The organism is SAR202 cluster bacterium (assembly GCA_016872285.1).
Lineage (GTDB): Bacteria > Chloroflexota > Dehalococcoidia > Lucifugimonadales.
On sequence record VGZZ01000047.1, the window covers coordinates 1 to 18,412 of the forward strand.

Genomic DNA, 18,412 nt, shown 5'->3' on the forward strand with positions numbered 1-18,412 from the left:
ACAGACCATCTATTGACTCCTGGACTTAAGGGCAAATTTCTGGACGAGGCGGTTCTTTTCAGCGCAAAAGATCCGTCTTACTCTATGTCCGGCTTATCGTACCTGGCTATAAATTCTTCATATAGCTCCAGGGCACGCTCTCGGGGTTTAGTTGAAATGCCCCCCATTGCGTTTCATATCCCAACCACATTACTCAATGAAAAAACACTAGCCGACAGCATCTCATGTAAGAAACTGTCTGACTTTGCCTCTAAATGCGACACTGCCCTTCCCGCTTTAGGATCAAGTTTGCCTAAAACATGATTGAGGCTCGCAACGAGTCTTCTGTAGCCAATACCGTCAAATCCTGGGTAGATAGAGGAGAGGCGTCCATATCTTTCATTCAGTTTGTACCAAAAGTACTCAATTCGAGGACTCCAAAAAATAAGTCCTATATTTACTCGCTCGCCAGCAGCCGCATTCCTCGTATAGTAAATCAGACGAAACTCATAAGGTATCTTGTTGCTACTTACCATGGCTAGTGCACCAAATCCTTCAGATTTTCAATTATCTGAGCGGAAAAAGTATGGCGCTCGCGCAAGAACTTAAGCATTAAATTGAATCGAGATCTTGTAGTTATCCACTCATTCGGAACGAACCCTGCAATTTGTTCAATTGCCCCCAATGTAACTTCATCAGCCCATTTCTCTACTAGCGCCTGATAGAGGCGTCTTTTGTAATAGAGTGTTGCATATGCACAATTATTCGTAATCTGATCTTCCGTAAGAAATTCACCACCACTCAAAATTAGGCCGACAGGCATGACTGTCGAGTGATCTATTAGATAGAACTCATTCGCTTTTACCAGAAGGTTCGGCTTAAGTTGTGTGCGGTCTTGATTCCATATCATTGCGTCGAAGCTTATCACCCCTTCCAAAGCAGAAAGAGCATCTTCGTCGTCCAGCCTCCTTCCCGGAATAAAATCAACCGCTTCCTCTAGATATTCACATCCAAATTGAGGGCCAATATTGTCATTAAACAATTGATGCACCCTACTTGGGACAGAGTCTGCGAACTCTTGTTCTATATTCACTATAGCATAACTCGGAGATTTTAGTCCAAGCAATTGTATGATCTGCGCAGAGATCAATTCGCAAGCAAGTGACAATCCGCCATATTGAAAAGCTGCCGAGTCCGGCCTTGCCACTTTAAGAACGAAGGATTTTTGCATGCCCCCCCTCATCTTCGCACACAACGATTGGGGGATTGGAAGCACCGCCTCTGAGTCTGTCTCTAAACTCGACCGCTCTGACCCTCGGTGGAGGCTCTATCATTCACATGCCGTCTTGTATATTAAATTGGTGATAGTCAGCACCATTACTCCTAATGTGCGACATTGTATTATCAAAAACGCGTAAGTCAAATTTGATAGCGAATTAATTTTGTTTAGCAGTAAACCGAGTCCAGTGCTACAATTAGCCCTGTGCCCCCACTCCTAAGGTGAACGCGTAATGCCCCAAGACCAGATCATCATTCGTGGTGCCCGCCAGCATAACCTCAAAAACATCGACCTCGTCATCCCCCGCGACAAGCTCGTCGTCATCACCGGCGTCTCCGGCTCCGGCAAAAGCTCCCTCGCCTTCGACACCATCTACGCCGAGGGCCAGCGCCGCTACGTCGAGTCCCTCTCCGCCTACGCCCGCCAGTTCCTCGGCCGTATGGACAAGCCCGACGTCGAGTACATCGAAGGCCTCTCCCCCGCCATCTCCATCGACCAGAAGGGCACCTCCCACAACCCCCGTTCCACCGTCGGTACCGTCACCGAGATCTACGACTACCTCCGCCTCCTCTTTGCCCGCGCCGGCCGACCCCACTGCCCCAAGTGCGGCCAGCCAGTCCAGCGCCAGACCGTCCAGCAGATCGTCGACTCCGTCCTGGCCCTCCCCCAGGGCAGCCGCATCACCATCCTTGCCCCCAAAGTCCGGCGTCGCAAAGGCGAGCACAAGGACGTCTTCGAGGCCGCCCGCAAGGCCGGTTTCGCCCGCGTCCGAGTCAACGGCCAGGTCATGCGCCTCGAGGACACCGTCGGCCTCAATCTCGATAAGCAGAAGTGGCACTATATCGAAATCGCCGTGGACCGCCTCGCCATCGAGCCCGATATGGAGAAGTCCCGCGTCGCAGACTCCGTCGAGACCGCCCTGAAAGAGGGTGAGGGTGTCGTCCAGATCACCGTCGAGGGCGGCGACGAGCTGGTCTTCTCCGAGCAGTTCGCCTGCGTCAACTGCGGCACCAGCCTCCCTGAAATCGAGCCGCGCACCTTCAGCTTCAACAGCCCCCACGGCGCCTGCCCCGCCTGCACCGGCCTCGGCTTCAAGCTGGAGGTGGACCCTGACCTCGTCTTCGCCAACAAGGACCTGACTTTGGCAGAAGGCGCCGTCCTTCCCTGGGCCCGCGCCGGCACCTCCAGTCCTTGGTACTACAGCCTTCTCGAGTCCTTAGCCCGCTCCTACAACTTCTCTACCAAAGTCCCCATCAAAGACCTGCCGCAAAACGTCCTGGACCTTATCCTCTATGGCAACAGCGGGAAACAGCTCACCATGCGTCACAAGACACACCACGGCAAGGTCTACTCCTGGGACACCAATTTTGAAGGCGTCATCCCCAACCTGGAGCGCCGCTTCCGCGGCACCGAGTCCGACTATATCCGCAGCGAAATCGAGCGCTACATGGCCGCCATTCCCTGCAACGATTGCAAAGGCCAGCGCCTCCGACCCGAGGCCCTCTCCGTGAAAGTCGATAACAAAGGCATCATGGACGTCTGCGATATGCCTATCACCCAGGCCCTCGCCTGGGCGCCCACCCTCACTTCCGACGCCTCCCACAACGGCACCACCGCCCCCTTAACCCCCCGAGAGCGCACCATCGCCCAGCCGATAGTCAAAGAGATCGTCGCCCGCCTCCGCTTCCTGGACAACATCGGCCTCGGCTACCTCACCCTGGGCCGCTCCGCCCGCACCCTCTCCGGTGGCGAGGCCCAGCGCATCCGCCTCGCCACCCAGATCGGCTCCGGACTCACCGGCGTCCTCTACGTCTGCGACGAGCCCACCGTCGGCCTCCACCCCGCCGACGACAGCCGCCTCATCGGCACCCTCAAGCACCTGCGAGACCTCGGCAACACCGTCATCGTCGTCGAGCACGACGAGGCCGTCATGCGCTCCGCCGACCATATCATTGACCTGGGCCCCGGCGCCGGCGAGCACGGCGGCAATGTTGTCGCCCAGGGCCCCCTCGCCGACATCCTCACCTCTCCCGACTCCCTAACCGGCGCCTACCTCAGCGGCCGCAAGACCATCCCAGTCCCCTCCAAACGGCGCCCCGGCAACGGCAAGTTCTTGGAAGTCCGCGGCGCCGCCGAAAACAACCTCCAGGGCATAGACGTCAAGTTCCCTCTGGGCCTGCTGGTCTGTGTCACCGGCGTCTCCGGCTCCGGCAAAAGCACCCTCATGTATGAAATCCTCTACAAGCGCCTCGCCCAGGTCCTCTACAAAGCCAAAGACCGGCCCGGCAAGCACGACCGCGTCCTCGGCCTCGAAAATCTCGACAAGGTCGTCAATATCGACCAGTCCCCTATTGGCCGCACGCCCCGCAGCAACCCCGCCACGTACACCGGCCTCTTCTCTCCCATCCGCGACCTCTTCGCCACCCTCCCCGAGGCCAAGGCGCGAGGCTATAAGGCCGGTCGTTTCTCCTTCAACGTCAAGGGCGGGCGATGCGAGGCCTGCGAGGGCGACGGCTATATCCAGGTCGAGATGCAGTTCCTACCCGATGTCACCGTTCTCTGCGAGGTCTGCAAGGGCCAGCGTTACAACCGCGAGGCCCTGGAGATAACCTACAAGGGCAAGTCCATCGCCGAGGTCCTCGACATGACCGTCGAGACCGCTCTGGACTTCTTCACCAACATACCCAAAATCCGCTCCAAGCTGGAGACCATCCGGGACGTCGGCCTCGGCTACATCCACCTCGGCCAGCCCGCCACTACCCTCTCAGGCGGCGAGGCCCAGCGCGTCAAACTCGCCACTGAACTCTCCCGCCGCGCCACCGGCAAGACCCTTTATCTGCTCGATGAGCCTACCACTGGCCTCTCCTTCGAGGACACCCGCCACCTCCTGGGTGTCCTTCACCGCCTCGTCGACGCCGGCAACTCCGTCATCCTCATCGAGCACCATCTGGACATGATCAAAAACGCCGACTGGCTCATAGACCTGGGCCCCGGCGCCGCCGCCGAAGGCGGCCGAGTCGTCGCCACCGGCACCCCGGAAGAAGTGGCCCGCACCCCCGACTCCCAGACTGCCCGCTACCTCCGCCCTGTCCTCGGCCTCCCCCAGCCCAACGGCCGCCGCCCCGCCCGCTCCCCCGCCCAGTAACTCCACCCGTCATTCCAGCGAAAGCTGGAATCCAGCCCCTTGTTCCTGTGGCGGGGGTAGGTTAGGGATAACGTCATTTCCAGCGTAGCCAAGAAATCTCAACGTGCCCCCCACCAGCTACTCCTATCTGCCACCCGCACCTCCCTGCCTCCATCCCGTCTGGTCCTCCCCCTTTTCCTCGTGAGGAAAAGGGGGAGTTAGAGGGGGAATTGGTGCAATTTTTGTCTTTCCCTCTTCTCAGAAAAAGCCTGTCCTGAGCCCGGTCGAAGGAAGAAGAGGGATTAAGGGTAATGAGGTCGCTCCGGTTAAAGGCACACCCTGGTGACGGTGCCAACTGCCCACCATTACCAGTCCATTCGGCTTCCCAAATACTCCCACCTGTCCCTACCTGCCCTCCCCGGAAGCTGCTAGCGTGTTATGTAAACAATCACTGAAGCTCTCCACCCCACCTGCCTCAGCCGCTCAATCTAAGTCATCCCCAGGCCCAGCCTGGTCAAACTTAGGAGGACCCCATGTTAGGACCCTTCCTCGTACCAGCCTTCTTCCTCGCAGCGTGGATAACCATGATCTTCTGGGGCATCATCGCCCCGCAGATAGACCTTCCCACCATCGGCTACGCCAGGGCCATGCTCGTAACCCTCGCCCTATGGCTCGTCGTCTTCCCCGTCGCCATGGCGGTTCGAGGCCCCGGCTTCGCAGCCGGACGCAAGTTCCGCGCTGGCCGTGGCGCCATGGCCGCCGAGAGCGGCGACGCCGTCAAGGCCACCGCCGTTTTCAGTGGCACCTCCCGCCGCATCTCCTCCCAGCACTTCAAGGGAGGCGATGCCACCGCTGTCTTCGGTGGCGTTGAGCTGGACCTGCGTAACGCCGTTATCGAGTCTAAGCCCGCCGTCCTTAACGTCACCGCCGACGAGCGCAAGGACGGCCATCCCGCTCCCGACGGCCCTCAGCCCGACCTTCTCATCACCGGCACCGCCGTCTTCGGGGGCGTAGCCGTCAAAGCCTAACCCTTGTCCACAACTCTCATTACGGATGGTTTCCGCTCTGGCAATTATGCCATGAGTCCTTGTACTCATTCGTAGGGGCGGGTCTTAGACCCGCCCCCTATCGTTTCCACCTCTCTCACCTCATGCGTTATATTAAGAACATGTCACGTCTAATTTTCATATTCTCTTTCCTCCTTCTCCTATTCACCGCCTGTGGCGGCGGGACCGCCTCACCCACCACCTCTCCCCTCTCCACTCCCACCTCCGCCTCCACTCCTCCCCTCTCCACACCCTCCACCTCCCCTACCCCCTCTCCCACCACCACACCCACCCTCCCAGGCCCATACACTCCACCTGCCCCCACCGGCACACCCACCGTGGCTCCCGCTACCCCTCCTTATTCACCGTCCCCTGCTGCCACCTCCCCTGCTCTCACCCTTAAAGAATTTCCCGTCCCTGCTGGCTCCCATCCCCACGATGTCGCCCCCGCTCCCAACGGCTCCGTCTGGTACACAGCCCAGCGCGCCGGCGCCCTCGGCCTCCTCGACCCCGCCACCGGCCAGACCCGGCACATCCCCCTCGGAAGCGGCTCCTCTCCCCACGGCGTCATCGTCGGCCCCGACGACGCTCCCTGGATCACCGACAGCGGCCTCAACGCCATCGTTCGAGTTGACCCTAACACCCATCAGGTAACCGTCTTTCGACTCCCCCAGGGCACCCCCAACGTCAACCTCAACACCGCCGCCTTCGATGGAAATGGCATCCTCTGGTTCACCGGCCAGGCCGGCTACTATGGCCGACTTAACCCCGCCGATGGGGCCATCCAGGTCTTCGACGCCCCGCGAGGCCGCGGTCCCTACGGCATCGACGCCACGCCCTCCGGCGACATCTACTACGCCTCCCTAGCCGGCAGCCACATCGCCCGCATCGACACCGCCACCGGCCAGGCCGCCCCCATCGACCCTCCCACCCCCAACCAGGGCGCGCGACGCTCTGGTCCGATTCCAAAGGCCAAATCTGGGTCTCCGAATGGAACGTCGGCCAACTCGGTATGTACAACCCCAGCACAAACCAGTGGCGCGAATGGAAACTTCCCGGCAGCCGTCCCATGGCCTACGCCGTCTACGTCGACGACCAGGACATCGTCTGGCTCTCCGATTTCGGCTCCAACACCCTCGTCCGCTTCGACCCATCCGCCGAAACCTTTACCCCCCTTCCCCTGTCCAGCCCCAACTCTAACCTCCGCCAAATCCTCGGCCGCCCCGGCGAGGTCTGGTCCCCCGCCTCCTCCGCCGACAAACTCCTCGTCGTCTACACCTCCTAGCTCCCCTTTCGCCACCCCCACAACATGATACTGCGATACAATAGAAGCACCAGTTAACGCCCCTGATGTTCCTGTCGCATCTACAAATGGACTTTGGGTCTTGCCTTTCGAGTCCTCTCATCGTCTCCTTGCTTCTATGAAAAAACCTTAGCTTGAAAAGTCACGGGCTTCTGGGACAGGCGGGGCTTTGGGTCTCCTCAGGTACTCCCCCTTCGGCCTGAAAGGCGAAGGGGGAGTTATACCAAATCGACAGAATAGAGGCGGGAATAACGCTACGGGATGTTGAGGACGATAACCCAGTCCTCGCATGGCGCCTTCCTGTCTTATCCTCTCCTTGGTAGGGTGAGGGCCTCTTCTTCAGGTCCTCTCCCTCGCTATGCGGGGGAGAGTTAGAGAGGGGGTAGGGGGTCGGGTGGGGAGGGGAGAGGCCGCTTATAGCCACCACCCGCAGGCGCATAGGGCCTGCCGCTCTCCAACCTTCACCGCCATGTCTACGTAGATTTGGTATTAGAGGGGGTTGTGGTTCCTTATTTCTCTTCCCCTTCCAGCAGGAAGGGGATTAAGGGGACGGTATCCCAATTAAATACAAGAAACGTATAACAAGCCAAAGTATCTCTTCAATATCTACCCATCGTAAATCGGCGTTCTAGGAGGCCAGGCATGAACATCGGAATCGTCGGCCTGGGGCGTATGGGCGAAAGCCTCGCTCTTCACGCCATCAAAAAAGGCCACAGCGTCGTCGGATACGACCACAACCCTGATCGCGCGGAGGCGGTAGCAAAGAATGGCATCAGACCGACCTTCTCCCTGACGGAGCTGGCGCAAAAGCTCAGCCCGCCTCGCATCATACTGGTTTATGTGCCCCATGGTGAGCCAACCCGACAGACCATCGTTAGCCTGAAGGACATCCTTCGCCCTGGCGATTTGGTTGTCGATGGCGGGAACTCCCATTGGGAGGACTCCATCTGCCACTACGAACTGCTTAAGTCCCGCGGCATCGCCTTCCTCGACATCGGCACCAGCGGCGGCGGCGAAGGCGCCCTCACCGGCGCGTGCTTCATGGTCGGCGGTGACGCCCAAGCCTTCGCCCGCGTAGAACCTCTGCTTCGAGACCTCGCGGTGCCGGAAGGCGTCGTCCACGCCGGCCTCCCGCCTCCGGCCACTACGTGAAGGTCGTCCATAACGCCATCGAGTTCGGCATGGTCCAGGCCATCGCCGAGGGCGTCGACCTGCTGGAACGATGGAAATACCCCCTCGACCTGCCAGCCCTCCTTCATAATTGGAACCACGGCTCCGTCATCCGAGGTTGGCTCGTCGAGCTAATGGAGCGCAGGCTCCGTGAACACCGACTGGACGACCTCAGCGCCTGCGTAGAGGACACCCGGGAGGTCAAGTGGGTTGTGCAATACGCCCTGGAAAAAGAAGCCTGGATACCCGTCATCGCCCAGTCTGAGCTCGCCTTCTACCGTTATCGAGATCCAGACAGCACCGCCGGCAAAGCCGTGGCCCTATTGCGTAACGCCTTCGGTGGCCATCCCCTCCACAAAGCATCGTGAAAGAAGACCCTTAAAACTTGGGCTAGGCTGGCTCTTCATCCTCGCCTTCGACTTATTTGCCAGCTAGGCTCCTATTTTCCTCAGCGTGTTGCTGGGGGAATCTCTGGCGCTGACAGTGATAATAGTGTTAGTGCCACCAATCACACCTGTATGGTACGCTAAAGGCAAGGCGCGGAGTGGACGGAGCACGTCGTCCTGTTAGCAGGATAGACGCCGTACATAGCTGCGCAGTTACATTATGAACAAGTTATTTTCTCCAGGCCGTAAATCTAGAAGGTCTGGTAAATCCCCTGAAGTTCTGGCCAACTTTAATTATTGGCTCCATGCTTTTAATCCCCAACTTAGCCTTAATAAAGATAGTCAGTTCCCTTTTCGCCCCAGCGCGCTTTGAATTGACTCCGTAATATCTATTCTGATCTTTCCAGTCAAATTGCACACATCCTGGCAGGACATCAACCAGCTGCAAGAAAATCGACATGTCAGATGTAGCCCTGAGACACCCTTTTACCCGAGGCAGTGAACATACATACTCCTCCAAATCTTAAGTGGCGTCATCGGGTTTACCTTGTAGGTCAACAATAGCAAAAACGTCTCGCTTCAGCCGCCTCTTTAGTAGCTCTCTTACTAAGGTTACATATGCGCCCCAAGAGTTGGTACCCCACCTCTCCAAATCGAATCTCGTATGCTTCCGGTCAACCAACAAGCATGAAATTCTAACCCTGGAAATGAAAAGTACAAGTTGACCAGATCTATGTACTGCTGGAGATTATGTGAAGTTACCTCGGAAAACTTGTATTCATGGTGCCGTGTAGCCCACATTAGCTTGTCCAGCTCGGCCATTGTTGGCAGACTTTCCTCGTTCAGAATTAACTTCCTTAATTCTTTTCTCTGAGTGGCTTTTGTTCGAACAAAGTTGAAGTGTAGCTTGTAAAAGCTATCAGTTATTAGTCTGGGCTCTGGTATCACCAGAATCCCAATTCCATACACTGGTTGCTCTTTTAGAGAACCATTCAGCACACCAGTTTCATCAACAAACGCCGGACAAATCTGCATCCTGAGGTGCCTGTGATTTGCGTTTCGCGGATTATACGATATACATATTTGACCCTTTCCCTCTCTCCGCCCTATCATTCCCACGTCCTATCCCAACTCCACGGAGGACTCCCCCGCCCATGTCCCAAGATCTCAGCTACCTCCCCGTCCATCAGGCATCCCGCCTCATCCAGCGCGGCGACCTCTCCCCCGTCGACCTCACCCGCGCCTATCTGGACCGAATCCGCCGCCTCGACTCCAAGCTTAACCTCTACACAGTCCTCCTCCCTGAACAAGCTCTCGCCGAAGCCCGCGTCGCCGAGGCCGAAATTCTTCATGGCCGATACCGCGGCCCCCTCCACGGCATCCCCGTCGCCCACAAAGACCTCTTTGATATCAAAGGTGTCCGAACCACCGCCCAGTCTAAGGTCTACGAAAAGCGATTCGCCAAAGTCGACTCCACCGTCGCTGCCCGCCTGCGCAAGGCCGGCGCCATTCACCTCGGTAAGCTCGCCATGGGCGAATTTGCCGCCGGCAGCTCCAAGACCGCCCTCTTTGACACCCCCCACAATCCCTGGAATCTCACCCACTACACTGGCGGCTCCAGTGGCGGCTCCGCTGCCGCCGTTACTGCTGGCCTCTGCGCCGCATCCTACGGCACCGACACCGGCGGCTCCATCCGCAGCCCTTCCTCCTTCAACGGCGTCGTCGGCCTCAAGCCCACCTACGGTCGAGTCAGCCGGTACGGCGTCATCCCCCTCAGCTATTCCTGCGACCACTGTGGCCCCCTAACTCGCACCGCCCAGGACAACGCCATCATGCTTCAGGCCGTCGCTGGCCATGACCCCCTTGACCCCACCTCCAGTCCCTCCCCAGTCCCTGACTACCTCTCCACCCTCGACCAACCTCTCAAAGGTCTAAAAGTCGGCGTCCTTCGCGACTTCTACACCCAGCCCAAAGATTGGGTCGTCCCCGAAGTCCTCGATGCCGTCGACACCGCCATCGATGAGCTAAAACACCTCGGCTGCACCGTCCGCGATGTCAAAATTCCCTGCCTCCAGTACACCCGCATCGCCCACAACGTCATCATGATGTCGGAAGGTCTCACCTACCATGTCAAAAACCTCCGCGCCCAGCCCCAGAACTACGGCCCTCTCCTCCGCGCCCTCCTCCTTTCCTCCGCCGCCTTCTCCGCCGCCGATTATGTAAAGGCCCAGCAAGTCCGCGCCCAGGCCAAGATCGAATTCATGGAAGCCCTCCAGTCCGTCGACGTCCTCGTCTCCCCCACCGCCAACAACACCGCCCCCTTAATCCAGGACCCTGAGCCTATCGGCCTCTTCGCCGAAAAAAGCATGACCTCCCACTACGACCTCACCGGCCTCCCCGCCGTCACCCTGCGATGCGGCTTCTCGTCCAAGGGCCTCCCCATAGGCCTCCAAATCGCCGGCCGCCCCTTTGACGAAGCCACCATCCTCCGTGCTGCCCACCACTACCAGCAGGCCACCCCCTGGCACCACCGCTGCCCGCCCATCTAGCCCGGCTATCCAGCTGCTAATCATAATCCCTCTTGGCTTGTAAAAGTCTTCTCTGCGTCTTCTGAATGTTTGGCTAACGAACAGGACGCGCTAGATGTGGGGTGTCCCATCTGGTTCTCCCCCTTCGGCCTGGAAGGCGAAGGGGGAGCTAGACGCCGTCCTGAGTATGCCGAAGGAAGGGATTGTGGTTCCTTATTATCTCTTCCCCTTCCAGCAGGCTGTACTCAGTCCCGATGCAGTCGGGAAAGGGGATAAAGGGGATGGTATCCCGATTAAAAACAAGTCTAGCCTTTACATTCAAAGCTGCGACAACGGCGTCTCCGATTGAAAACAAGGCTGGGGGTTCATGCAATGTTATCTATCCCTACCTTACCGCAATAAAAAACAACCGCTTAAACTCCATCACCGTAGTCCCATCCGGCCTCCGAGAGTAAAACCCCCTCACCCTCGCCGCATACTCCTCCAGAAACTCCTTCGACTCCTTCTCGTCAAGCTGCGCCAGCAGCGGCCTCAAAAAGCTGCCCTTCGTCCACTCCACAATCGGGTCCTCCCCTTGCAGCACGTGGTAGTAAGTCGTCTCCCACATATCCACGCTGGCAGCACTACCCCTCAGCACATCGTAATAAGCCCCAGGCTCCAGAACAGGCCGCTTCAACAAGTGTGACTCTAGTTTGTCCCGCCACAGCCCCCTCTCCACCGTCTCCACGACGGTGGTATGCGTGGGTGCTCCAAAATTATTCGGCATCTGCACCGCCAGTGCGCCCTCAGGCTTGAGATAACCCAGTAATCGAGGGAAAAGCTCCTCATGGCCCCCCAGCCATTGGAATGCCGCATTGGAAAACAACAAATCGCATTGCTCATCGGGTTCCCAGGTGTTCAAATCTGCCCGCATCCAGGCAATCCCACCGCCCCGGCTTCGCGCCTGCGCCAGCATCTCAGACGAGCCGTCCACGCCCGTGACTCGCGCTAAGGGCCAGCGCCCCTTGAGTATCACGGTAGCGTTACCTGTACCGCAGCCCAGGTCGTAGACTACCGACGGCGCTTCTAGCGATATGCGCTCTATCAAGTCCATCGCCGGACGAAGCCGCTCGTTACCAAACCTAAGGTATTGTGTCGGGTCCCACGTTGTCATGGTTCCTCTCGACCAAGCGGCTTCCCCGGTGGCTCTTTCGTTGAGATGGGGCCACCGGGAACTGAATTCCCGGGCTTCATACTGCTACCCGGTTCCTTTTACCCTCCCCCGCCTCCCTGGAACACCACCGACGACGCGCTGCTCCCCACCACCTGTCCCCCGCCGCTATACGCGCCACCGCCGTAATCGTATCCACCACACCCCCCTTGGCGCCCGGCACTGACATTATTCGCGCGAACCCGCTGGCGTCTGTCGTGCCGCTGCCGCTGGTGCTGAAGCCATCCGTTCCATGCACCGTCACCGTTACATGGATCCCTGCCTCCCCGGGATTGACCCGCACGTCCACAACATACCCCTGGCCCTCGGAGGGATTGCTGGGCACACCCGTTACGAACACCGCCCGCTTGTGCTCAATCTTATCAATCGGATTTCTCGTCTCCGTCACAGTTTGCTTATAAAGCTCTATAAGGTCGTTTTTCTTCTCCGGTATGTCCGTGGCTGTATCCACAATATCCACGTAAAGCTTGAAACCGTCTACCCCCTTCTCCGTAACCCCCGTCACGTCCACAGGCAGCACCTTGTCCTTGGCGATGTCTGTCACAATTTTTGTGAGGTAATCCAGACTTAACTGCTGCTGAAAATCTGCCTGTTTCTTTTGTATCTCAATATCCGTCAGAGTGCTTCCGGGCATATCCCTGGCAATCTCCCTTATCTGAGTTGCCGTTGTCGCGGCTTTTTCGCTGGCCAGGAACAACATTACTCCACCGGCGACTATGGTTACCGGCAGTCCAAATGTTGCCGCTGTGGCAAACCCTGTTATATACAGTGCCGATCCCAACAGTCCCGCGCACCCGACTCCAAAAGTCCCGCCGCCGTATAGCAGCTTGCCCAGCTTCTCCGCCTCCATCGTGTTCTGCTCCACCGCCAGCCTGTACTGCGCCGACAGCTCGTTCCAGCGCTCTATCTTCGCGCGTCGCTCCTCGTCCGACTTTGTGTCCTTGACCAGCGACGCGCTTCCTGGCGGCTTGGGGGTCGGCGTCGGCCCCTGGCTCGGCCCCGGGGCGCTTCCTCCCCCTGACTCGGCCGCTTCAAACATCGGCGCGAATTTGGCCGCTATCATCCTGTCCAGCAGCACCAGGTCTTGGCTGGTGACGGTTATTGTAGTGTTCGTCGTCGGCTCCACACCCATAACAATCTTGGCCTCAGGGTCCTTGGTCAGACCCTCAATCGCCTGCTTCAAGTTGGTGATCTGGTTTAACAGCGCCGCTAGGTCCGTCTGCAAAGACGGCAACGCCACCTTGCCGTCAGACACCGCTGAAATGGCCGCCAGGTCCCCCTGGGTCTCCAGTAACGTATTCTTCATCCCCTCCAGATATGCCAGGTACATAGATCCCGGCGACAGCGATGACAACGGCAAGCCTTCAATAGTGAACCCCTCTACCGGATTCGATACCATTAGCCCTCCGGCCTGCGCCTGCCACGCCTGGACAGTCACCTTTCCCGACAGGCTTTCCACCGATTGGGGATTCACATACGGCGGCACTATCACGGACACCGAGTTCTCCCCTGCCTCAGCCGGCACTTCTGCCGCGAATGCGTCATTAAAGAATCGCACCGTGGCCACCTTCCCCGCCTCTAGTCTCCCGGACGGCATTTCCAGCAGGTCTCCCGGCATCAGGCTCATCTCTTTTAGTGTGATAGGCGCCGCCGGCTTCACACTAATCTGGTAAGTTCCCGTGCCTTCCCCGTCAGCCGCCCGCACCCGTGCGTAGTATGTCCCGGCTTCCAGTTTTCGAGATACTATCGTCGCCTTCCACGCCTCATCCAGCCCTTCCTCCCCCAGCAACAGGCCCGGCGAGTTCGGACCCCTCAGGTCCACCGTCACCTCCCCCAGCGTCCCTCCCGTGGCATAAAGGGCGTACGCGTCCGCCGACGTCACTTTGAAGCTGTGCCAGCTGCTCTTACCAGTTGCTGCAATCGTCCCCTGCAGCATGCTCCCATCCGCTGGCAGCGCGACGATCCCCAGGTCCGGCGCTGACACCACCGTCGGCTTGTTTACATCCGTAACCCGGGTTACAAAACTCTGAAACACCGTGCTCAACCCCGCCGGCGCCAGCCCCTCATACTCCGCAGCCGCCACAACCCCCTCCAACCTCATTTCATAGATTATCGCGCCCTTAATATCCACCAGTAGCGTCGCTGTCTGGAAGTCTTTGCCCCCCCGGTATCTGGCCCGTCAGCCTGTACACCTGCACCCCGTTCAGCACATCCATCGCCACCGTGCCGTTCTCCAGCTTCAACTTCCCGGCCAGCGCGTCCTCCCACGGCCCCACCTCCGACGCCTCCACCGCGTTTACCTCCCACTCCCCTGTCGTAGGGTCCAGGGTATAGTCCGCCACGTCCACCAGCCTGTTCTCAAAAGTTATGCTGACCTCTGTGCCTCCCTGCTTCAGCTTGATCGATGTCACGGTCCGAAGGTTCCCGCCAACCTTACCCGCTCCTTCCGAATGCACCGACAGGATTTCCTCTGTCGCTTCCTTGCTGGCCTTGACCAGCACATCCCCCGTCAGGCTATATCTGGTAGTCGAAGCCATGGCCGCGTTGACCTTGGACAGCAGTTCCAAAGCGCTGGGCGGCGCGGGCGTAGGAGTGGGCGTTGGCGTGGGTATAGGCGTAGGGGTAGCTGTTGGTGTCGGCGTGGCCGTGGGCGAGGGAGTGGGCGTGGCGGTCGCTGTCGGCGTGGCCAGAGCGGTGGCGGTCGGCGTTGACGTCGGCGCTGGTGTGGCCGTCGACCCGGAGTTGGTGCAGCTTGTGGCCGCCAGCGTCAGTACAAAAATTAATACAATTACTTGGAGCCTGAAGGTTCGGGACCCGAGCATTTAAATGCCTCCTGGATTGTCCCATCCCCCACACACCCCTCAAAAAGCGCCTCAGTCTAGCACCTTCATTCCTCGGAATACAAACAAATCCGCAACACAATTCCCATTAGGATGCCGCCATGATCTCCAAAACTGGCTCCTACCCCCATTTGACCCCCTCCCCCTCTCGGCCCTATCATTTCCCACGGCCCGCCTTCCGGCGCGCCCACCCCATACCCAGGAGCGCCCCCATGCGCCTCGACCCCGTCAGCCTGCCGGACTTAGAAGCCCGCGCTAGGGACTACATGCCCCACAACGTCTGGGACTTCGTTGCCGGCGCCTGCCAGGACGGCGTCACCCTCCGCCGCAACCGCGAAATGCTGGAGGCTATCTGCCTCCGGCCCCGCTTCCTTCGAGATGTCTCTAAGCGCGACATCTCCACCACCGTCCTCGGCCATAAAATCTCCTTCCCCGTCATGCTGGCCCCCGCCGGAGGCCACACCTTCGTCCACCCGGACGGCGAGCTCGCCTCCGCCAAAGCCGCGGGCGCCGCCGGCACTATCATGGGCCTCTCCACCTCCTCCACCTACAGCATCGAGGAGGTCGCCGCCGTAGCCACCGCCCCCCTCTTCTTCCAGCTTTACCACTGCGGCGAGGGCCTCTCCAAAATGCTCGTCCGCCGCGCCGAAGAAGCCGGCTACAAAGCTATCATGCTCACCGTTGACACCCCTCTGCCCTCCAGCAAGGAGGTTGACATCCGCAACCAGTGGGAGCGGCCCACCGGCGGCCACATGGGCAACTTCCGAGGCCACGACGCCAACAAGTACCTGCCTCCAGGCACCGAAATCTCCGACTTCTGGGAGCGTCCCCCCACTATCCCCTTCACCTTCGACCAGATCCCCTGGCTCAAGTCCCTCACGTCGCTGCCCCTGGTCATCAAAGGCATCCGTACCGGCGAAGACGCCGCCCAGTGCGTAGCACACGGTGCTGACGCCATACTCTGCTCTAACCACGGCGGTCGGCAGGTGGATGGCACCCTCTCCTCCATCGAGACCCTTCCCGAAATCGTCGACGCCGTGGACGGCAAGGCTGAGGTCTATTTCGACTCCGGCATCCGCCGCGGCAGCGATATCTTTAAAGCCCTCGCCCTCGGCGCCCGCGCCGTCTTTATAGGACGCCCCATCTTCTGGGGCCTCGCCGTCGATGGCGAGAAGGGCGTCCGCCGCGCCCTGGAAATTCTTCGCAAAGAGTTGGATGTGTGTATGGGCTACTGCGGCTACACCTCCCTCGACCAGCTCGACCCCGGCGCCCTCATCCTCCCCCCCGAAATGTCTGACGATGTCCCCGGCTACATCCAGGAACTCCGCGCCCTCGCATCCCTCCGCGATGACGGCATCCTCACCCAACCCGAATTCGACGCCAGAAAGAAACAACTCCTGAACTCGAACGGTCGATGACTCTTCCTATGAATTACCAATTTGCGAATCCAAGCAGGAGTCGTGTCACACGACATTTGCCCTGTTGCAATCAGGGGTGGTCTGCTTCCCTCTCCTCAGGTTCTCCCTCTTCTCCTACTGCAAAGGAGAAGGGGGAATTAGACGCCGTCCTGAGCCTGGCCGAAGGAGGGTGATGAGGTGATCCTATTTTTCTCTTCCCCTTCCAGCAGGCTGTACTCAGTCCCGATGCAGTCGGGAAAGGGGCCAGGGGATGGTATCCCGACTAGGCCAAGGCTAGTTTCTACAAGATCAGGAGACGCCTAACCCATGCGTCTCCTCCCCACCAGCCTCGCCGACTACGAGGCCCGCGCCCAAAAAGCCATCCCCCACGACATCTGGGGCTTCGTCTGGGGCGGCGCCCACGACATGCTCACCACCCGACGCAACCGCCAGGCCTTTGAAGACATCACCCTCCGGCCCCGCTTCCTCCGCGATGTCGTCAAGCGCGACCTCGCCACCACCATCCTCAGCCACAAAGTCAGCTTCCCCGTCATGCTCGCCCCCGCCGGCGGCCACACCTTCGTCCATCCCGATGGCGAATTGGCCTCCGCCCGCGCCGCGGGCGCCGCGGGCGCGATTATGGGCCTCTCCACCTCCTCCGACTACTCTATGGAGGAGGTCGCCGCCGTCGCCGCCAAGCCCCTCTTTTTCCAGCTTTACCACTGCGGCGAGGAGCTGACCACCATCCTCGTCCGGCGTGCCGAGGATTCCGGCTTCAAAGCGATTATGTTAACCGTCGACTGCCCGCTTCCCAGCCTTATGGAGATCAACGCCCGCGACGAGTTCCCCCTCCATCGAGGCGCCATCCTCGCCAATTTTAAAGACCCCGCCGTCCGAAAAATCCTCCCTAAAGGCCTCCACCTGCCCGATATGTGGGAGCGCCCTCGCACCATCCCCTTCACCTTCAAACAACTAGAATGGCTCCGCTCCCTCACTACCCTTCCGATAATCCTCAAAGGCGTCCGCACCGCCGAGGACGCCCGCATGGGCGTCGAATGCGGCGTTCAGGGCATCCTGGTCTCCAACCACGGCGGACGGCAGATCGACTCCACCCTTTCCTCCATCGAGACCCTTCCCGAAGTCGTCGATGCTGTCGGCGGCAAGGCGGAAGTCTATCTCGACTCCGGCATCCGTCGCGGCAGCGATGTTTTTAAAGCCCTCGCCCTCGGCGCCAAGGGCGTTTTCATCGGTCGGCCCATCTTCTGGGGCCTCGCTATCGACGGCGAAAACGGCGTCCGCGGCGTCCTAGAGACACTGCGAAAGGAGCTGGATCTCTGCATGGGCTACTGCGGCTTCAACCGGGTCCGTGACATCACCCCCGACTCCGTCACGCTGCCCCCTTACATGAAACGCCGCTTCCCCTCCTACATAAACGAGCTCCGCGCTTACGCCCTCCTAGTCAAGCAAGGAGCAATGACCAAAAAAGACTTCGCCGCCAAAAAGAAAGCCCTCCTCGGCCTCTAACTGCCCCTCCTCCATCAATCATTCAGCCTTCGCTGGAATCCAGCCCCTTTCCTCTCAGGGGTGGTAGTGTGGGGTGACACGTCATTTCGAGCGAAGTCGAGAAACCTCAACGTGCCGTCCGCTAGCTTTACCTGTCATTTAGTCAACCCAGGTGCCCCCCCCCAAGACATTGGCTAGGCAGGCCAAGGCTAAGTTACAAATAAAGCGCCGTCATCCTGAGACGCAGTCGAAGGATCTAATCGCCGTGTCCGCCGGTACACGCCATGCATTACTTCCACTTAATTCCTGCTAAGGGCAACCGAGGTTGCCTAGCCCTCCCTTCCAGCTCCCCTCTCCACCTTCAACGACCCCTCAGCACTAGCATCGCATGATTAAGAAGGGAGCCCACAAAAGGGGACTCCCCTCCTCTATAGCATTCTCATCCCGCCCCACCGTTATTACGGCGGTGGCGTCGGCTGCTGCCCCGGTGGCGGAGGCGGCGGAGGTTGTGGAGGCCCAGCCGGAGGTGGAGGCGGTGGCGCGCCTGTCGGGGGTGGCGGTGGAGGTGGTGCGCCCGTTGGTGGAGGCGGAGGTGGTGCGCCTGTCGGTGGAGGCGGAGGTGGTGCGCCTGTCGGTGGAGGCGGAGG

The 18,412-nt window shown here is 59.4% G+C and carries 13 protein-coding genes and 2 pseudogenes; 9 read left to right on the forward strand and 6 right to left on the reverse strand.

Annotation, left to right across the window (positions count from 1 at the left end; translation table 11 throughout):
- Positions 1-173 precede the first annotated feature (173 nt).
- Together FJ320_10845 and FJ320_10850 are read right to left on the reverse strand one after the other, a co-directional pair.
- A complete protein-coding gene (locus tag FJ320_10845; GenBank protein MBM3926456.1) occupies positions 174-515 on the reverse strand; it encodes a DUF3037 domain-containing protein in 342 nt (113 codons plus the stop codon).
- Between the two features lie 2 nt (positions 516-517).
- Positions 518-1,210, reverse strand: coding sequence for a hypothetical protein (locus FJ320_10850; protein MBM3926457.1), 693 nt, complete (start codon positions 1,208-1,210; stop codon positions 518-520).
- Between the two features lie 280 nt (positions 1,211-1,490).
- Between FJ320_10850 and uvrA the strand changes: the two genes are divergently transcribed.
- The 7 genes and pseudogenes from uvrA (at position 1,491) to FJ320_10885 (ending at position 10,836) form a co-directional block, all read left to right on the forward strand.
- Entirely contained in the window at positions 1,491-4,403 is a 2,913-nt protein-coding gene (gene uvrA / locus FJ320_10855) for an excinuclease ABC subunit UvrA (GenBank protein MBM3926458.1), read from the forward strand.
- 512 nt (positions 4,404-4,915) lie between these two features.
- A complete protein-coding gene (locus tag FJ320_10860; GenBank protein ID MBM3926459.1) occupies positions 4,916-5,410 on the forward strand; it encodes a hypothetical protein in 495 nt (164 codons plus the stop codon).
- A 219-nt stretch (positions 5,411-5,629) separates the two neighbouring features.
- Positions 5,630-5,722: pseudogene (locus FJ320_10865) on the forward strand (DUF2497 domain-containing protein).
- Positions 5,723-5,766: 44 nt separating this feature from the next.
- Positions 5,767-6,713: pseudogene (locus FJ320_10870) on the forward strand (lyase).
- A gap of 660 nt (positions 6,714-7,373) precedes the next feature.
- Positions 7,374-7,883 (forward strand): hypothetical protein, encoded by a 510-nt coding sequence (locus FJ320_10875; protein ID MBM3926460.1) that lies wholly within the window; start codon positions 7,374-7,376, stop codon positions 7,881-7,883.
- On the forward strand, positions 7,880-8,269 hold the full coding sequence (locus FJ320_10880) for a hypothetical protein (protein MBM3926461.1): 390 nt from the start codon (positions 7,880-7,882) through the stop codon (positions 8,267-8,269). The genes FJ320_10875 and FJ320_10880 overlap by 4 nt, the downstream gene beginning before the upstream one ends.
- A 1,172-nt stretch (positions 8,270-9,441) precedes the next feature.
- A complete protein-coding gene (locus tag FJ320_10885) occupies positions 9,442-10,836 on the forward strand; it encodes a hypothetical protein (protein MBM3926462.1) in 1,395 nt (464 codons plus the stop codon).
- Positions 10,837-11,200: 364 nt separating this feature from the next.
- Here FJ320_10885 and FJ320_10890 read toward each other — a convergent pair whose 3' ends face one another.
- The 3 genes from FJ320_10890 to FJ320_10900 form a co-directional block, all read right to left on the reverse strand.
- A complete protein-coding gene (locus tag FJ320_10890) occupies positions 11,201-11,968 on the reverse strand; it encodes a methyltransferase domain-containing protein (GenBank protein MBM3926463.1) in 768 nt (255 codons plus the stop codon).
- A 76-nt stretch (positions 11,969-12,044) separates the two neighbouring features.
- Positions 12,045-14,108 carry a hypothetical protein gene (locus FJ320_10895; GenBank protein ID MBM3926464.1) on the reverse strand — a complete coding sequence of 688 codons (2,064 nt, stop codon included), beginning with the start codon at positions 14,106-14,108 and terminating at the stop codon, positions 12,045-12,047.
- Positions 14,109-14,145: 37 nt separating this feature from the next.
- Positions 14,146-14,847 carry a hypothetical protein gene (locus FJ320_10900; protein MBM3926465.1) on the reverse strand — a complete coding sequence of 234 codons (702 nt, stop codon included), beginning with the start codon at positions 14,845-14,847 and terminating at the stop codon, positions 14,146-14,148.
- Positions 14,848-15,077: 230 nt separating this feature from the next.
- Between FJ320_10900 and FJ320_10905 the strand changes: the two genes are divergently transcribed.
- Together FJ320_10905 and FJ320_10910 are read left to right on the forward strand one after the other, a co-directional pair.
- On the forward strand, positions 15,078-16,283 hold the full coding sequence (locus FJ320_10905) for an alpha-hydroxy-acid oxidizing protein (GenBank protein ID MBM3926466.1): 1,206 nt from the start codon (positions 15,078-15,080) through the stop codon (positions 16,281-16,283).
- A 306-nt stretch (positions 16,284-16,589) separates the two neighbouring features.
- Positions 16,590-17,786, forward strand: a complete 1,197-nt coding sequence (locus FJ320_10910; protein ID MBM3926467.1) for an alpha-hydroxy-acid oxidizing protein — start codon at positions 16,590-16,592, stop codon at positions 17,784-17,786.
- 437 nt (positions 17,787-18,223) lie between these two features.
- Here FJ320_10910 and FJ320_10915 read toward each other — a convergent pair.
- Positions 18,224-18,412 (reverse strand): isocitrate dehydrogenase (NADP(+)) (locus FJ320_10915; protein MBM3926468.1); only part of this gene is annotated, 189 nt, incomplete at its 5' end.